We start from the raw sequence: 16,686 nt of genomic DNA, 5'->3' as shown, positions 1-16,686 counted from the left end.
TGCGCCGGTCCCGACGGTATCGAAGTCATCGAACATGGCGTCCGCGCCCCAGTCACAGGGAGAATCCTCATGGCCGAATTCATCGCAGGCATCGCCGTGCCCGACAGCCGTCTGGTTGCCGAAGCCACTGAACTGGTCCGCGACAGCTCCCCGCCACTGCTGTTCCATCATTCGCGCCGCGTCTACCTGTTCGGGATGCTGCAGGGGCAATTGCGCGGGCTGAAACCCGATCCCGAACTGCTCTACGTCGGCGCCATGTTCCATGACCTGGGACTCACCGATACCTACCGCAGCACTACTCGGCGCTTCGAAGTCGACGGCGCCGACGAAGCCCGTCGCTTCCTGACCGCCCACGGCATCGATGACGAAGCCGCACAACGGGTCTGGACCGCGATTGCGTTGCACACCACCCCGGGAATCCCCGAGCATATGGCCCCCGAGATCGCACTGGTGACAGCCGGCGTAGAAACCGATGTCCTCGGTATCGGCTACCACGATCTGGACCCCGCCGACATCCGTGCCGTGACCACCGCTCATCCGCGTCCCGACTTCAAACGACAGATCCTCGCCGCGTTCACCCACGGTTTCGCCGACCGCCCCGAGACTACATTCGGCACCGTCAACGCCGACGTCTTGGCCCATTTTCTACCCGGCTTCACCCGAAGCGACTTCGTCGAAGTGATCGAAACCAATCCCTGGCCCGAATAACCCACCATCCGAACGAGGTAAACGCTCCGAAGGAACGACCACTACGGCGGCCCGAGTGATCGGCGCGCGAATTCCGTTCAGGTGCGTCGTGATAGAAAGTCCACCGCGAATTTCAGGTCAGCGCTGTCCCGCGGCGTACCGGTCGAACAAGCAGCGGGCCGGCATTCGGTTCGCATCCGTGAACCCGCCGCCGGGCGAATGGCGCGCCGGCGGCGGGTCGAGTTCTGGTGACTAGATCTTGCGGTTCTCCGACTTGATCATCCAGGCGAGTTTCTCCAGCGAGTCGATGATCTCGTGCAGCAGATCGCTGGTGCTCGGGTCCTCGGCGTCGACTGCGTCGTGCACGCTGCGGAGGGTGTCGGTCGCCGCGTAGGTGCGTGTCGTGATCAACTCGACGACATGGCCCGTATCCAATTCATCGGCCGGAAAAGGCGGCACGCTGGTCGTGGCTGCGACGGTGTCGGATCGTCCATCCGGTACGGCGTCGAGGGCCCGCATGCGCTCGGCGATGGTGTCGCTGGCTTCGCGGGCAGCGTCAACGAGTTCGTCGAGCTGCAGGTGCAGGTCGCGGAAGTTGGTTCCGACGACGTTCCAGTGGGCCTGTTTGCCTTGCAGGTGCAATTCGATGAGATCGACCAGTACGCACTGAAGATTGGCCGTCAACTCTGCGGAGGCCGTGAAATTCCGGATATCGTCGGCGAGACGACGGTTGACGCGTTGATGGTTCCGACGCGCTGTAGTCATTGCTGCTTCCTTTCTGAGGTGCGTTCCTTGGAAAAACAACCGCTGGTTCATCGGAACGATTTCAGATCATGGTTTGTCGGATCGGGCATGCCCTCGGGGTGAAATGCGAATTCCGGGATTCCGTGCGGTCGTTCGTTGTGATTCACGTACCGGCACGCTATTTGCATCCGCGCGGCGGAATCCCTTGGATTCTTTCTGTTCTTTGCGGCTGTATACATATACTTGCGCGGATCTGCGGCGGCGTCATTACGGCTACCATCAATTCCGCGCCTCAGGTCAACGGGTAACCCGGGGTGGGGCAGCGGTATCGAGGGACGCAGTTGGGAGTGGATCGGGCCGGGGCAGCGATCACAGCAGACCGAGCAGGTGCAGGTCGGTCGCGTACTTCAGGATGATCGCCGTCGAAATGTGGGGGATGTCTTTGTCCGGGCCGATTTTCGCCTCCTGAACTGCTGCGTGGAACCGCTCCGTGGCTGCGAGGGACCCGCGGGTCGGTTTCTGCGGTCGTCGATAGCTGTGCAACAGCGGAAGCAGCGAGTATTTGCGTTGTCGATCGGGCAGGGCACGCATCGCGGTCTCCAACCGCCGCAACCACGTGTTGTACTCGGGAATGCGCTCGATGGGGTATCCGGCGTCGATCAGCCAGTCGACGAACTCGTCGAGCCCGATACCGTCGTCGTAGGGGTTCATCACGTGGTAGGTCGCGAATCCGTCCACCGGCCACACTCCGAGCGTGGTTATCGCTTCGGCAATGAAGCCGACGGGTAGCCCGTCGTAGTGTGCCCGTTGTCGGTGGCCGTCGCGATCGAGCTCGTAGAACGAGCCGGGGGCGATGCCGGTGGCGAGGAGACTCAGCATCAACCGGGTGAACATGTCCGGCACGTTGAGCTGGCCCGCGTAGGTGGTGTCGGCCAGAATCATGTCGCAGCGGAACACCGCGACCGGTAGTCCGCACAGGTCGTTGGCCTCGCGTAGCAGTACCTCGCCGGCCCACTTGCTATTGCCGTAGCCGTTGGCGTAGCTGTCGTCGATCTCGCGGGTGGGGCTGATCACCCGGATGTCGGCGTCCTCAGTGAACGCGGATGGTTCGATCTGGTCGGCCACGCCGATGGTCGACACGTAGGTGAACGGCTTCGGCTTCGTGGTGAGCGCGATCCGGATCAACTCTGCGGTGCCAGCGACGTTGGGGCCGAACAACTGGCTGTAGGGGAGCACGTGGTTGACGAGTGCCGCGCAGTCCACGATGAGGTCGACGGTGTCGGCCAAACGTTGCCAGGTCTGCTGATCCAGACCGAGCCGAGGTTGTTCCTTATCACCGGCGAGGACCTCTAGATGTTCGGAAGCCAGCGCGCGGTAGTGGCGCATCAGCTCCGGATCGCCGCTGTCGAAGGTCGTGTCCAGCCGTTCCCGAGCCCCGGCGCCGTCCTTGGCCCGGACCAGGCAGATCAGCGTCCCGCCGACGAGCGACAGCTGCTCGAGCCATTGGAGCGCCAGGAAACGGCCGAGGAAACCCGACGCCCCCGTCAACAGCACCGTGCGGACTGCCGCACTCGGCTCGGCCAGCGTGGGTGCGGCGGCCAGCGTTGCGGCATCGATGAACTTGTCCAAGGTCAGGTCAGCGGCGCGCACCTCGGTCGCGTCACGACCGTGCACCGAGTCGAAGGTGGCGCGATCGACGCCCGACTGTTGCCGTGCGGCGATGTATTCGGCGAGTGCCTGCAGATCGGTGGCGGGGCTGACGATGATGCCCACCGGCACGTCGATCCCGAAGATCTCGCGCAGCAGATTGGCGAATGACAACGCGGACAACGAATCTCCCCCTAGATCTGCGAAGTGCGCATCCGGCCGCAGGTCGCCGGACCCCGCGCCGAGCAGCGCACCCGCGGCCCGGCTGATCGTCTCCAGCACCGGCCGGTCCTCGCCGCTTCGGCGCAGCGTGCGCAGCTCGTCGGCCTGTCCCTCGGCCAGCTCGGTGTAGAGCTGCTCCAAGCGGTCGCCGTAGCGCTGCTTCAGTTTCGGCCGCGCCAGCTTGCGGATGCCGGTGAGCAGACCATTCTCTACCGTGAACGGTGTTGTCTCGACGATGAAGTCGCGGGGGATCTCGTAGGCCTGCAGTTCGGCGGCCCGTGCGACGTTCTGCAGAGACTCGCTGATCAATGGCTTCAGCGCGGCCACATCGTGGCTCGACAGCGCGGCCGGTGTGGGGACGACGACCGCAAGCAGGTAGGAGCGGGCGCTGTTGCCGTAAACGTAGATCTGGCGGACCAGCGGGCTGTCGGCGAACACGGCCTCCAGCTTCGAGACCGCTACGAACTCGCCCTGCGCGAGTTTGAGCACGTTGTTGCGGCGGTCCAGGTAGACGAGTTGATCGGGGCCGACTTCCGCCACGATGTCACCGGTGCGGTAGTACCCGTCGTCGTCGAACACCTCGGCGGAGATCTCGGGCCGTTTGTAGTAGCCGGGGAACAGGTCCTGAGTCACGACGAGCAGCTCGCCGCGCGGATGGGGCCGATCGGTGTGGAAGTAGCCGAGAGAGGGGACGTCTACCAGCTTGTAGTCGATCACTTGTGGGCGCCGCACAAGTCCGTCGACGAACACCACGCCGCACTCGGTGGAGCCGTAACCATCCATCAGATGCAGATCGAGGAGGGTCTCGACCCACGTTCGCATCTCGTCGGAGATCGGCGCCGAGCCCGTCGCCGCCGAGGCGAACCGTCCGCCGAGCAGGTTCTGCCGCAGGTCGGCCATCACTTCGGCGTCGATGGCGGCATGATCGGAGTCCTCGGTGTGTCGCCGGTCCACCTCTGCCCGAAATTCCTGAAACAGCATGTCCCAGATACGGGGTACGAAAGTCAGCCGGGTCGGCCGCACCAGCGCGAGGTCGTCCATCAGCGTGGACAGATCGCTCGTGGCCGCGAAATGCGCCGTGCCGCCGTTGCTGAGTGTCGCGTAGAGGATGCTGCGTCCCATCTCGTGACTCATCGGCAGGAAATTCAGCGTGATCCACGGCAGCGCGCTCGTCTGGTCCGCCCAGATCGCTGCGGCCGACCCACGCCAGGTACTGGCGACCCGGTGCTCCAGATACATCGCACCCTTCGGCGTACCGGTGCTACCCGAGGTGTAGATCAGCACTGTCAGCGGGTCGTCTTCGTCGGAGTACAACGGCTGGACGTCCGACGGTGCGGGTGCGCGCTGCAGAACGTCGGGCAAGGTTTCGACAACCACCGGGCTGCCGGCATCTTCCAACCGAGACCTCGCGGATTCGAGCGCCTCGCGCTGATCGTCCACCTCGGAGTGGAAATCGAACACAATCAGTCGCACAGGAGCGTGTCCGGTGAGCACCAATTCCACCGCGTTATCGAGGCGGTCGACGCTGGAAGCGATCACGGTCGGCCCGGTCTCTACGACGATGGGGCGTAGCTGGGCGAGCGGCGCGCTGGTTTGCAGTGGCACCGAAACCGCGCCGAGCTGTATCAACGCCATGTCGATGACCGTGTAGTCGACACTGGTGAAGCCCAGAATGCACACACGCTCACCCGGCCGAACCGGATCGTAGGCCAGGGCACCGGCGAATGCGCGGACGCGATCCCACAATTCGCGGTAGCTGATGGTCTCGAAGCTGGGCAGTAGTCGAAGCGACGTCCGGCCGGTGCCCTGCTCGGTGACGAACCGCACCGCTCGCTGTCCCAGGGCGGGGCGGTCGGCGTATCCCTCCATGACGGTGCGCACGATCTGCGGTACCCGCGCAGGCTGGTCGACCGCGGCGGTGATCGCCTCATCGGGCCAGGCCGCGGCGAACTCCGGATCGTTTGCGGACAAATCGGCGATGCGGCGGGCAAGGCGCATTTCGCGGGTGTCCATAGCGGTTCGGTTGTCTGTCTCGCTGTTCATACCGACTCCTCAACGAGTTCCTGACGGGCGGGGGTCGCGGCGGCGAGGGTGGCCGGAATGCCGGGCATCGTGCCGGCGATCTCCCGTCGTCCGCGGGATGGATGGTGGCGAAGCGGGTTCCTGCCCGCCGCCTCCGCGAGCTGCCGGTTGTCCTGTGATCTTCGTGCGGCGCTCCAGACCTCGGAAAACGTCGTCCTTGGAACTGTGGCTCTTCAGCGAGGGGTTTGTCGCCACCGCTGCCGTCCATCACCACTTCCTGCCAGCTGGAATCTGCGTCGCCAGACAACGGGTGGACGAGAGGCGGCCGTGGGGCACGCTGGTCGATGTCAGGAGGTCAGCGAGCCTCGAGGAATGTGACGACCGCGAGGACTCGGCGATGGTCCTCGGCGGTCTCCGGCAGATTCAGCTTGGTGAGAATGCTGCGAACGTGCTTCTCCACGGTACCCTCGGTGACCCATAGCCGGTGGGCGATGCCGGCGTTGGAACGCCCCTCCGCCATCAATGCGAGTACCTCGCGCTCCCGCGCGCTGAGCGCGGCAAGAGGATCATTGCGTCGCTGAGCGGACACAAGCTCTCGAACGAGGGCGGGGTCGACGACCGAGGCCCCTTTGGCGATCCGTCGGAGAGTGTCGATGAACTCCTCCACGTCGGTGACCCGGCTCTTGAGTAGGTAGCCGATCCCACGACCGGTGGCCAATAGCTCCATCGCATGTTCGACGTCGGTGTACGCCGAGAGCACGAGGATGCCGATTTCGGGGAGCTCGTCGCGGATTACCCGCGCCGCATCGAGGCCCTCGGTGGTGTGTGTCGGCGGCATCCGAACGTCGATTACTACCAGGTCCGGCACTCGGTCCCGGACCAGTGTCAGGAGTTGGGATGCGTCGCCGGCTTGTCCTTCGACGTCGAATCCGGAGCGTGTGAGCAGGCTCGCTACACCTTCGCGCAGTAGCACGTCGTCTTCGGCCAGCATCACCCGTAACCGCGTCGGCACCGGGTTGTTCCTCTCCATCAGCGGGGTCTCGCCCCGGTCGCGGACATGCACTGATTCAGCCATCCTCGACCCGAAATCTCCGGCAGGACTTCAACATACCCATCCCAACACCCCGGGGCTGACTGTTCTCCAGCATACCGACAGCACACAGCGTCGCTACGTGGCAGCAGCGGGTGAACGTCGGCATCCACCGCGCTTGCCATGGATCTCCAGTGGGATTGATCAGCGGTGACAAGTGATCGAATCCGGCTCGGCGCGATCACCGCGCTGGAACCGGCGGGGCGTCCTACCGCCGTTCTGAGGTAGCGGGTCATATGCTGTCAAGCGCTGTGGCCCAGCTGTTCACCCTGTCTGCGTTGCGAACGGAGGCGCATGTCAAGCGATGCCGAATCCGAAACGACGGGAGTCAACCGGCGCGCGGCGCTCGGTACCGGCGCCGCCGCGCTGGGTGGTGCCGCGCTGGGCGCGGGATTGACGGCGGCTGCAGCCTGCGCCGATACCGTGGCGAGTCAACTGCCGAACACCGGTGAGGTCGTCGAGAACCTCCAGAACTCCTCGCACCTGTTCCATCTCACCCGCGCGGATCCGCAACGCTACGATGGCGGCACGCTCCAGGGCGCCCATGAGGGCAGCTTCCCGGTGCTGGCCGGGCAGAACGGATCGGCCTACTTCGTGCGTTTGGAGCCGGGCGGCATCCGCGAGCCGCACTGGCACCCGAGCGCCTGGGAGATGAACTACCACATCTCCGGAACCGCGAAATGGACCATCCTCGGTACCCACTCCGACGGCAGCTACCACACCGAGGCTTTCGAGGCACACCCGGGCGATCTCGTGTTCGCGCCACAGGGCTTCTTCCACTACTTCGAAAACGCCCGTACCGACACACCCCTCGAGGTCCTCATCGTCTTCAACACCAGCGCCGCGGAGACCAACGACGACATCGGCATCCTCGCCGCGATCAACTCCATCCCACGCTCGGTACTGGCCACCGTGCTCAACATCCCGGAGTCCGCCCTGGCGGGCATACCTACCGAGGTCGAACCGGTTGTGGTCACCAAACGGCACTGACGGTGATCGGTCCCGGCAGCCGATGCAGTGCCACACCTCCAGGTGCGCAGGGGATTTCGATATCGGGCCGCGATGATCAGGACTTGCCGGCGTGGACACCTTTGTGTGCGTAGACGCCCTGTTCGACCCGGTCACCCAGATCGGTGTCGACGTTGCGCAGGTATTCGAAGGCGCGTTTCAGGACCGGCTCGGTCACACCGGCCAGCAGGTGGCTCACGATGTTGCCGACAAGGCGATCGCGGGCGGCGTTGTCCATCACCGTACGCACTAAGGTGCCCGCCTGGCCCCAATCGTCGTCTTCACGGTGCCGGAGGTAGGCGGTGCGCATGATCTCGCCGTCGGCATACCAGCTGGCCGGCTCGTAGTGCGCACTGTCGGCGCGTGGGCCGCCCTTGGAGTTGGGGGCGTAGACCGGGTCGATGTGGTTCTGGATCCGCATCACTCCGTCCTTGCTATAGGTATGTACCGGCACGACCGGCGCGTTGACCGGGATTTGTTCGTAATTGACTCCGAGCCGGGCTCGGTGCGCGTCGGCGTAGGAGAACAGGCGCGCCAGCAGCATCCGGTCCGGGCTCGGCCCGATACCGGGGACCAGATTGTTGGGCTGGAAGGCGAGCTGCTCGATTTGAGTGTGGTTGTCGACCGGGTTGCGGTCCAGGGTCAACCGTCCGACCTCGATGAGCGGGTAGTCGCCGTGCGGCCACACCTTGGTCAGGTCGAACGGGTTGAACCGATAGCCGGTGGCGTCGTTGAACGGCATGATCTGCACAGACAGCGTCCAGCTCGGGTGCTCGCCGTGCTCGATCGCTTCGAACAGATCACGGGTGTGATAGTCGGGGTCGGTCCCGGCGAGGAGGTCGGCATCGGCCTGGGCGAAGAACTGAATGCCCTGATCGGTCTCGAAGTGGTATTTCACCCAGAACCGATCGCCCGTGGCGTTGATCCACATGTACGCGTGGGAGCTGTAGCCGTTCATATGCCGCCACGTCCGCGGGATGCCGCGGTCGCCCATCAGCCAGATCACCTGGTGCGCGGATTCCGGTAGCAGTGTCCAGAAGTCCCACTGCATGTCGTTGTCGCGCAGGTTGTTGTCGGCGCGGCGCTTCTGGGAACGGATGAACTGCTGGAAATGCAGCGGGTCCTTGACGAAGAAGATCGGCGTGGCATTGCCGACCATGTCGTAGTTGCCTTCGCTGGTGTAGCACTTCAGCGCGAACCCCCGCAGGTCCCGGACGGTGTCGGGGTACCCGCGTTCGCCGGCCACGGCCGAGAACCTGGCTACCAGCCGGGTCGAGGTGCCCGGCTGAAACACTGCGGCCTTGGTATAGGCGCTGACATCACGGGTGACCTCGAACCGGCCGAATGCGCCGCTGCCCTTGGCATGCGGCTGACGCTCGGTGATGCGTTCCCGGTTGAATCGAGCCATTTGTTCGATCAGATAGGCGTCCTGCAGCAGAATCGGGCCGCCGGGACCGATGGTCAGCGAATACTCATCGCTTTCGACTGGAATGCCCGAATCGGTAGTCAATTTGGACTGTGAGGTGGTCATGTCCCTACCTCTCGCTTGTTCAGAAATCCCGGACAGTGCGATCGCGGCGGTCCATGGCCCATACGTCGACCCACCGTCGCGACATGCAGCCGAACAACGCGCCGCAGCGCGACCCCCGATCACCTCTTACCGCCAGGGCCTCGAGCGCCGAATACGCACCACCGCACCCTCACCACCCTGCGGGAAAGATCGTACTCTTCCTCGATAGCCGTCACGGCCCGCGCATGCGAGCAGGCGGTCGTCCACTCGGTACCGAGTTCACTTCGTTGGCGTTCAGTCGGCGCGTCACCGAGGTGGGTCCGGTCGTTCGATGGGCGCCATCAGTGCCGGATACGACTATCTATCGGGTGATGTTCCGACGGTAGGTTCGGTCGGCGTCGCCGCGATGATGGACTTCGCCGGTCTGGCAACGGGTTTGGACCGTCTGGAGCTGGTCGGCTGACCGCGGCTGCTGGAACGTGCCGCGATGGTGCCAGCCGATCGGATCAGCTGGCGCTGTGTGGAACTTGCCGTGGACGCGTGCGGATATTTCGGTCCGGCGCGGCGGATGTTCTCGGTGTGTGGCTGCCATAGCGTTCGGGATGCCGAGGATCCGTTCGGGCGCAGCGCTCGAAGACCGCCGAAAAGAGGTGTCCTCCAGTGACGTCCGGTGGCTTTACTTCCCGCCCGCAGCTGGGCCGGGGTGTCAGCGCGAACGTATCGGAGTCCAACGTGCCGTCAGTTAGCGGTACATTCATTGTCGATCCATTGTCTCGTGATAGCAAATTCCCAGAGCGGGGAATAGTGCGGCGCGCCCAGCTGTATCTCGTCGGCCACACTTGGCGGCAATGGCCGCACTGACGAAGGTGTCATTTCCGTCTATCTGAGTTGGGCGCAGGAGCATCTATCCGGCGGCTCACGACAAATATCTACTCTCGAAGATCTGGAGGTTATCGAGACTTCAGCAACTATTCATCAAATCATCTGCGTGTGGTGCTCAACGAGCGCTGTATGCGATAGCTTGCTGCGCAAGTGTATATCGCGGTGTTCGGCCACGGGTATCGTTGGTTTCCGGTCGGATGGTAAATCAATCGCGCGCCAGATCGGGATCGACTGCTATTAATTCTGCTGTTGAGCTGGGTATATGCTGATCTAACCCGCGATTCAGCGTGCCTTGGAAATCAATCTCCTCCGCGTTTCGGAGCGCCTCCACTGCGGCCCTCTTGACGGCTCGTGTTATGCCTAAATCGCATAATATCGCGTCCTCTAGTGGGGCCAATCTCAAGCGTTTAGTCATATCTCTGTGGCTTCAGCAAATCTTAAGATAACTGTCAAGTAACGATATTTAACAACTTGTGAGATTTGCGTTAATGTTTCCTCCTCCGGTGGAGGCGCCTTCGCCACATGCGTAACGTCCGTTCCCGGAGAGCCCTTCAAAAGTCAGGATCTCTGAATTGTTCCATCGCTACCAGCGATGATCCTGCGTACATTTCTTGGAGCAGCAAATGGACACTGATACCAGATCGGCATCGGCCCTACCCGGAGTCACGGCTGTGCTCGGCTCGGGTCGGCGACCGGAGAGCCCGGCGGATATCCGGGCTCGCTTCGAACGGGCCAGTGCGAAGGTCGAGCAGGCGTCGCGCCGGGCGTGGGCCGACCGCAGGTTCAACCGGGAGCTGTGGGATGCGATCGTGGCCGAGGGCATTCTCGGCCTGATCGATGCCGGCGATCAGGCCGGTACGGTCGCGAATTTCGGTGCGGCACTGGAAGGTATCGCGGCGGGCAGCGGTGATCCCGGTTTCACGATCGTGCCGATTACGCACGGTCTGCTCGGTATGGGAGTGATCGCGCAGGCGGCGGCGCCCGAGGTGGGTGAGCAGTGGTTGCGTCGGTTGTCGACCGGTCGGGAGATCCTGGCCTTCGCGCTGAGCGAGGAACACGGCGGCACCGACGCGCTGCGCCCACGCACGACCATCACCCGCGATGGTGAGGATTACCGCCTCGACGGTGTCAAATGGCATATCACCAGTGCTCCGGTCGCGGACGTGGCACTGGTGTGGGCCAAGGACGTGGAGAACGGCGATCTGGTCGGTGTCCTGGTGGAGACGGCATCGCCAGGGGTGTCGGTGACCTCGTTGGAGCCTGCGGGCACTCGGTCGGCGCCGGTTGGTCGCTATGCGTTCGAGGGTGTTCACATCCCCCATCGGAATGTCCTCGGCCGGGGCCGGGGTAAAGAACTGCTGAATGCGGCGCTGCGCCGGGAGCGCATCATGGCCGGTTTCGTCGGCACCGGTGCGATGGATCGAATGTTGCAGCACGCCGTGCGCTTTGCCGCGACGCGCGAGGCGGGCGGCAAGGTCATCGCCTACCACCAGCATATTCAGCGCCGTCTGTGCGATATCAAGCTGCGCCTGGACACTATCCGCATGCTCACCGCCGACGCGGTGGCGAAAATGGCGGCCGGGCAGCGCTATACGCTCGAGGCCTCGCAGGTGAAGATGTCCTCGATGCGGGCCTGTATGGATGCGGTGACCGACACCATCCAGGTATGCGGGAGCTACGGCGTGCAGGAGGAAGCCGGGCTCTATCAGATGTGGCTGGACGCGGTGTGCGTCAGCATCGCCGGTGGTACCGAGGAAGCGCATCGCCTGGTGATCATGCAGGAGCTGGTCCGGGACTTTGCCCTCCGGGCGGCCGCGGAATCCGGCCCCGCGGATGCGGCTGCCTGAATGAGCGCGCACGACAACGTTGTCGAGGCCACGCTCCGGCCGCGCGGTCTGGTGATCGCGGCCCTGTGTGGCACGAGTTTCCTGGTCGGGATGGACAATACGATCCTCAATGTCGCGTTGCCGACGCTGTCGCGTGAACTCGGCGCCTCGACCAGCGTATTGCAGTGGATCGTCGACGCCTACACCCTGGCCTTCGCGGTGCTGCTGCTGACCGGCGGCACGCTGGCGGATCGGTTGGGGCGCAAGCGGGTACTAGTGGGCGGATATCTGCTGTTCCTGCTCGGCGGCATTGTCGCGACGGTGGCCGCGGACAGTGCGACACTGATCGCGGCGCGTCTGATCATGGGAGTCGGTGCGGCGGTGATGGTTCCGGCCACCCTGTCGACCATTGCGACCATCTGCGAGACCGCCGCCGCTCGTGCGACGACCTTCACCCTCTGGGCGGCGCTGAACGGGGCAGGCGTTGTGGTGGGTCCACCGCTGGGTGGGCTGCTGCTCGGCCACTACTGGTGGGGTTCGATCTTCGTGGTCTTCTCCGCCGCCGTGGTGCTCGGGTTGATCGCGGTGCTCGCGCTGGTTCCGGTCACCCGGGCCGATCAGGTCCGCGCCATCGACTGGCTCGGCACCGTGACGGCCGCATTGGGCTGCGGTGCACTGGTTTTCGGACTCATCGAGGGGCCGGACCGGGGCTGGACCGCGCCGGGCACGCTGGCGGCGCTCATCGGTGCGGCGATGATCCTGGCGGTGTTCGCCGTCGTCCAGATTCGTGGCCGACAGCCGATGCTGGACCGGCAGTTGCTCGGTGGCCGGGATGTGCCGATCGCGATGTTCAGCCTCGGCGCGGTATTTCTCGCGATGTTCGGGGTGCTGTTCCTGGTCACGCAGTATCTGCAGTCGGTGCGGGGCTATTCGCCACTCACCGCGGGTCTGACGTTCCTGCCCGGTGCGCCGGCGATCGCTATCGGGGCCAAGCTGGGGCCGATGCTGCGGCGTTCGCTCGGATTCGGTGGTGTGCTCGGCACGGGACTGACGATCATGCTGGTCGGGCTGCTGTTCGGACTCACCGTCGGTGTCGAGTCGTCGGTGGCTCCGACGCTGGTGGTGCTGGTGATCGGCGGGGTCGGCTACGGCATGGTGCTGAGTGTTGGGCAGGACGCGGTCATGAGCGCGCTGCCGCCGCGGCGGGCCGGCATCGGTGGTGCCGCGAACACCACGGTGATGCAGGTGGGTGGGGCGATCGGGGTCGCCGTCATCGGGAGCTTGGCCGATATGCGCTATCGCGCGAATCTCGCACTGCCGCAGTCACTTCCGTCTCCATTGGCCGATGCGGCAGGTGATTCGGTGGGACAGGGCGTGGCGGTGGCCGACCGCGTCGGCGGCGCGGCCGGGGCGCTGATGACGCACGAGGTGCACGTCGCGTTCATCGACGGCTACCGGCTGGGGCTCATCGCTGCCACGGTCGTCGTGCTCGTCACGTTGCTCGCGGTGCTCGCCCGAACTGCCCGCGCCAAGATGCGCGGCCCGCTCGATCGGCAGCTCGGCGCAGCGGAACTCGACCAGGGAGCCGAGGTGCCGCACTGACGGGCCGGATGACAACCCGAACCAATTCCGAGCCGAGGTGCTCGTTGCTCAACTATGCGGAGGAAGTACATGTCTGAAACGATGGAATACCGGGGAGCATCTCAGGATGCCATCCAGCATCACTACGACTTCGGGAATTCGTTCTACGAACTGTGGCTGGATGAAGGTCTGAACTATTCATGCGCACTGTGGGAGGACGGCGACACCCTGGAGCAGGCCCAGGTACGCAAGATCGATTACCTGCTGGAATCGGGTGGAGCGCGCGAATCGCAGCGCGTCCTCGATATCGGTTGCGGTTGGGGCAGTCTCATGCGTGCGGCGCTCGACCGGTACGGAGTCACGCACGCCACCGGAATCACCTTGAGCAGTCAGCAATACGACTACATCAAGGGCCGACCGGATGACCGCATCGACGTTCGGCTCGAGAGTTGGGTCGATCATCACCCGGACCAGCCCTACGACGCCATTTTCTGTGTCGGCGCGATGGAGCACTTTATTCGGTTCGGGTCGTCTCGACAGGAGAAGACCGCGGCATATCGGCGGTTCTTCGAGCACTGCTACAAGATTCTGAAGCCGGGCGGGCGGCTTGTCGTGCAGACGATCGCGAAGGGCAACCGGCCGATCGACCAGGCCGTCATCGCCGACAATGCGTTCCTTTGGGCCGAGATCTTCCCGGAATCCGATATGCCCCGGTTCGCGGAGGTGGCGCATGCGGCCGAGAAGCTGTTCGAGGTGCGCTCGGTCGTCAACGGACGCGAGGACTACGCCAAGACCTGCCGGGAATGGCTCGAACGACTTCGCGCGAATCGCGATAAGGCGATCGAAGTCGTCGGCGAAAGGTCCGTGCACACCTACGAGCGCTACCTCGATGTATCCGCGGGCCAATTCGACAATGAGCATCTGGTGCTGCTCCGGTTCGCGTTCCGGAGAGTGCCCGAATAGTCGGGGACCGTCTTCGGTCCACATCGGGGTCGGCGCTATCGGGCGCCCGACCTGTCGATGGAAATCTGTTGTCCGCTCCAACGATATCTGGGATTGCTGAATGGGAAATATTGCCAAGGCTGCGCGAGTGGTTGCCGCAGCCGACGTCGCGGAGGTTGTGGGACCGCAGGAGCAACATATGCTGCCCTGCATAACCAGGGATACCTGTGGTGCCGACGGGATTTCGGCGGCCATAGTGAATATGGCGCCCGGGAAGGTGGCGCGGGCACATTACCACGCACATAGTGAAACCATCGTGTACTGCGTCACCGGACGGGCGGTCACGCTGATCGGTCCGGAATTGGAGCCCTACGTGCACGGTCCGGGCGAACTTCTGTACATCCCGGAGGGGGTGGTGCATGTGGCGGTGAATCTCAGCGATACCGAGGGGGTGGTGGCGCTGGATATCCGCACCGATCCGCTGTTCAGCCATGATCTGGTGTTGACGCCGGAATTCGATGCCGCGGCAGTGGAGGTTGCCGCGCGACTGCGGCAGGAGTTGGCTCGGGTATGAGCACGGATGTCGCGCTCGGCCGGGAATCGGCCATGCGCAGCGGGCCGATCGACGACGCGTTCGCGACCTTGGCGCGCCGACCGGACGTGATTTCATTCGCGGTCGGCGCGCCGGATCCGGCACTGCTGCCGGGGGACCTGGTGGCGTCGCTGACCGCGGCCGCGATCGCGAAGCACGGGAATACCGCACTGCAGTACGGACTCACGCAGGGCTTCCCGCCGCTGCTGGAGCAGGCGCGAATTCTATTGGGCGGCCGTGGTATCGGATGTTCGCCCGAGCGGGTGCATATCTCCACAGGCGGATCCGGCGCACTGCACAACCTTTGTATGGCACAGCTGTACCCCGGCGGGGTGGTGCTGGTGGAGACGCCGACCTACGGTCCCGCCGTGAAGGTGTTCCGCAGCCACGGTGCGCTGGTGGTCGAGGTCGCTTCCGATGCGGACGGCATGCTGCCGGAGGCATTGGACAACGCACTGGCACAACATGATCCGGCGTTCGTCTATTTGCTGCCGACCTTCCAGAACCCGACCGGACGGACCATGCCCGCGGTCCGGCGCGCGCAGGTGGCCGAGGTGATCACCCGGCGCGGGGCATTGGTCGTGGAGGACGATGTGTACGCCGACCTGCGGTATCGGGGTGAGCCACTGCCGACAATGTGGTCTTTCGCGCCGGACCGTACCGTCTACATAACCTCGCTGTCGAAAACTCTCGCGCCGGCATTGCGGATCGGCATCGCGGTGCTGCCGGACGACCTGCTCGAGCCGGTACTCGCCCTCAAACAGGGCATCGATATGCAGACCTCCGCCTTCAATCAGGCGATCGCCGCCGAATTCCTCGGTACAGAGGTAGGGGCGGCGCATCTGAGTGTGCTCGTGAAATCCTATGCGGCCAAACTGCATACGGTGGTAGCGGCGTTGGACGAGTACTTTCCGGCCGGATTCACCTGGACCGAACCCGACGGCGGAATGTTCGTATGGGTAGCGGGCCCAACCGGTTTCGACGCCGACGCGTTGGTTGTTCCGGCGTTGAACAGGGGAGTGGCATTTCTGCCCGGATCCGCGTTCTTCGCGGCTCCCGATGCGCCACGCAATGCGATTCGGCTGAGCTTTGCCAGCGTGCCCGAGCATCGGATCGAACCCGGCATCGAACTGCTGGGCGGTCTGTGCGCATGAGTATCGTCGGCGTCTGGGAAGTGGTGGCCGATGGCGCGCCGTTCGGGTACCACGTCATGACCTTCCATGCGGACGGCACCATGCTCCAATCGAATCCGGATCACGGCAACCGGGCCACCAGCGACAGCAACGGCATGGGCACCTGGCGGTCCGACGGGGCGAAGGTGTCGGGCGCCTTCCTGGAATTCACCGTCGACCGCACGGATTCGGGGTTGGTGCAGCGGGGAATCGTACGATTCGACCTGACCGTGCGCGGTGACGAGTTCACCGGATCGGCAAGTGCGACCTTCTACGATCTGTCCGGCACCCCGCGCCGCGGCCCCCTCACCGCCAGCCTCGGTGGACGTCGGTTCGGCGGGGATTACGGCGAATCGGGTTCGCCGTGAGCCCCGGGTAGGTCGCCGGTCGCGACGTGCGCTCGGGTGGTCGACCATTCGATTTGCGCCGCATCTGCGTGTATCCAAATCTCATTGATATACAGCTCTGATCGGCATTCTTGCCGACGGGCCTATCTCCAAGGATGGGAATAATATGTTTGGCAATGCCGGTATGAGGTTGCTCACTGAAGGGCAATCGGTCGACTGACCAGATGTTTTTCCGCCCCGCTGCCGCTTGTTAGCGGATGTGTTACTCGGTCTTAATTTTCGCCATTACATTTCAACTCGGTCGGTCCGGCTTCGAGTGGAGGAATCTGTGCAATCACACGTTACGGTCATACATAGAGTGCGCGGTGTCGATGTCCCGTACCTCGAATGTATCGATCACGTTTCCAATGCAGT

At 64.0% G+C, this 16,686-nt stretch carries 13 protein-coding genes; 9 read left to right on the top strand and 4 right to left on the bottom strand.

The features are described 5' to 3' along the window. Positions 1-69: 69 nt before the first annotated feature. On the top strand, positions 70-708 hold the full coding sequence (locus ACQP1G_RS29680) for an HD domain-containing protein (protein ID WP_433192854.1): 639 nt from the start codon (positions 70-72) through the stop codon (positions 706-708). A 231-nt stretch (positions 709-939) separates the two neighbouring features. On the opposite strand, the gene ACQP1G_RS29675 is transcribed toward ACQP1G_RS29680, so the two are convergent. The 3 genes from ACQP1G_RS29675 to ACQP1G_RS29665 form a co-directional block, all read right to left on the bottom strand. Further along, positions 940-1,452, bottom strand: coding sequence for a Dps family protein (locus ACQP1G_RS29675; protein WP_433192852.1), 513 nt, complete (start codon positions 1,450-1,452; stop codon positions 940-942). A 348-nt stretch (positions 1,453-1,800) separates the two neighbouring features. Further along, entirely contained in the window at positions 1,801-5,313 is a 3,513-nt protein-coding gene (gene car, locus ACQP1G_RS29670) for a carboxylic acid reductase (protein ID WP_433208926.1), read from the bottom strand. Positions 5,314-5,677: 364 nt separating this feature from the next. Continuing rightward, entirely contained in the window at positions 5,678-6,352 is a 675-nt protein-coding gene (locus ACQP1G_RS29665; protein ID WP_433208923.1) for a response regulator, read from the bottom strand. A gap of 354 nt (positions 6,353-6,706) precedes the next feature. Between ACQP1G_RS29665 and ACQP1G_RS29660 the strand changes: the two genes are divergently transcribed. Further along, positions 6,707-7,402 carry a cupin domain-containing protein gene (locus ACQP1G_RS29660; RefSeq protein ID WP_433192851.1) on the top strand — a complete coding sequence of 232 codons (696 nt, stop codon included), beginning with the start codon at positions 6,707-6,709 and terminating at the stop codon, positions 7,400-7,402. Positions 7,403-7,478: 76 nt separating this feature from the next. Here the strand turns inward: ACQP1G_RS29660 and ACQP1G_RS29655 are convergent, their stop codons facing one another. After that, complete coding sequence (locus ACQP1G_RS29655; RefSeq protein WP_433192849.1) at positions 7,479-8,951, bottom strand: catalase; 1,473 nt, start codon at positions 8,949-8,951, stop codon at positions 7,479-7,481. 310 nt (positions 8,952-9,261) lie between these two features. Here ACQP1G_RS29655 and ACQP1G_RS29650 point away from each other — a divergent pair, with 310 nt between their 5' ends. From ACQP1G_RS29650 to ACQP1G_RS29620, 7 genes are all read left to right on the top strand, one after another. Beyond that, positions 9,262-9,393: a hypothetical protein gene (locus tag ACQP1G_RS29650; RefSeq protein ID WP_433192847.1), complete on the top strand. Its 132-nt coding sequence runs from the start codon at positions 9,262-9,264 to the stop codon at positions 9,391-9,393. A gap of 1,042 nt (positions 9,394-10,435) precedes the next feature. Continuing rightward, on the top strand, positions 10,436-11,659 hold the full coding sequence (locus tag ACQP1G_RS29645; RefSeq protein ID WP_433192846.1) for an acyl-CoA dehydrogenase family protein: 1,224 nt from the start codon (positions 10,436-10,438) through the stop codon (positions 11,657-11,659). Next, positions 11,660-13,240, top strand: coding sequence for an MFS transporter (locus ACQP1G_RS29640; RefSeq protein ID WP_433192845.1), 1,581 nt, complete (start codon positions 11,660-11,662; stop codon positions 13,238-13,240). Positions 13,241-13,309: 69 nt separating this feature from the next. Further along, positions 13,310-14,182, top strand: coding sequence for a class I SAM-dependent methyltransferase (locus ACQP1G_RS29635; protein ID WP_433192843.1), 873 nt, complete (start codon positions 13,310-13,312; stop codon positions 14,180-14,182). Positions 14,183-14,360: 178 nt separating this feature from the next. Then, entirely contained in the window at positions 14,361-14,735 is a 375-nt protein-coding gene (locus ACQP1G_RS29630; RefSeq protein WP_433192842.1) for a cupin domain-containing protein, read from the top strand. Continuing rightward, positions 14,732-15,907: a PLP-dependent aminotransferase family protein gene (locus tag ACQP1G_RS29625; protein WP_433192841.1), complete on the top strand. Its 1,176-nt coding sequence runs from the start codon at positions 14,732-14,734 to the stop codon at positions 15,905-15,907. The genes ACQP1G_RS29630 and ACQP1G_RS29625 overlap by 4 nt, the downstream gene beginning before the upstream one ends. Next, positions 15,904-16,293: a hypothetical protein gene (locus tag ACQP1G_RS29620; protein ID WP_433192840.1), complete on the top strand. Its 390-nt coding sequence runs from the start codon at positions 15,904-15,906 to the stop codon at positions 16,291-16,293. Before ACQP1G_RS29625 ends, ACQP1G_RS29620 begins: the two co-directional genes overlap by 4 nt. Positions 16,294-16,686: the final 393 nt, after the last annotated feature.

The sequence above is a fragment of the Nocardia sp. CA-107356 genome (assembly GCF_050946365.1).
Classification (GTDB): domain Bacteria; phylum Actinomycetota; class Actinomycetes; order Mycobacteriales; family Mycobacteriaceae; genus Nocardia.
Note: the sequence above shows the minus strand (reverse complement) of the source record. Positions and strands in the feature narration are given on the sequence as shown.

Excerpts from the sequence above, each read along its gene's own strand:
- ACQP1G_RS29640 (WP_433192845.1), top strand. The coding sequence starts at position 11,660 with ATGAGCGCGCACGACAACGTTGTCGAGGCCACGCTCCGGCCGCGCGGT.
- ACQP1G_RS29660 (WP_433192851.1), top strand. The coding sequence starts at position 6,707 with ATGTCAAGCGATGCCGAATCCGAAACGACGGGAGTCAACCGGCGCGCG.
- ACQP1G_RS29645 (WP_433192846.1), top strand. The coding sequence starts at position 10,436 with ATGGACACTGATACCAGATCGGCATCGGCCCTACCCGGAGTCACGGCT.
- ACQP1G_RS29680 (WP_433192854.1), top strand. The coding sequence starts at position 70 with ATGGCCGAATTCATCGCAGGCATCGCCGTGCCCGACAGCCGTCTGGTT.
- ACQP1G_RS29650 (WP_433192847.1), top strand. The coding sequence starts at position 9,262 with ATGGGCGCCATCAGTGCCGGATACGACTATCTATCGGGTGATGTTCCG.
- car (WP_433208926.1), bottom strand. The coding sequence starts at position 5,313 with ATGGACACCCGCGAAATGCGCCTTGCCCGCCGCATCGCCGATTTGTCC.
- ACQP1G_RS29665 (WP_433208923.1), bottom strand. The coding sequence starts at position 6,352 with ATGGAGAGGAACAACCCGGTGCCGACGCGGTTACGGGTGATGCTGGCC.
- ACQP1G_RS29625 (WP_433192841.1), top strand. The coding sequence starts at position 14,732 with ATGAGCACGGATGTCGCGCTCGGCCGGGAATCGGCCATGCGCAGCGGG.
- ACQP1G_RS29630 (WP_433192842.1), top strand. The coding sequence starts at position 14,361 with ATGCTGCCCTGCATAACCAGGGATACCTGTGGTGCCGACGGGATTTCG.
- ACQP1G_RS29635 (WP_433192843.1), top strand. The coding sequence starts at position 13,310 with ATGTCTGAAACGATGGAATACCGGGGAGCATCTCAGGATGCCATCCAG.
- ACQP1G_RS29675 (WP_433192852.1), bottom strand. The coding sequence starts at position 1,452 with ATGACTACAGCGCGTCGGAACCATCAACGCGTCAACCGTCGTCTCGCC.
- ACQP1G_RS29620 (WP_433192840.1), top strand. The coding sequence starts at position 15,904 with ATGAGTATCGTCGGCGTCTGGGAAGTGGTGGCCGATGGCGCGCCGTTC.
- ACQP1G_RS29655 (WP_433192849.1), bottom strand. The coding sequence starts at position 8,951 with ATGACCACCTCACAGTCCAAATTGACTACCGATTCGGGCATTCCAGTC.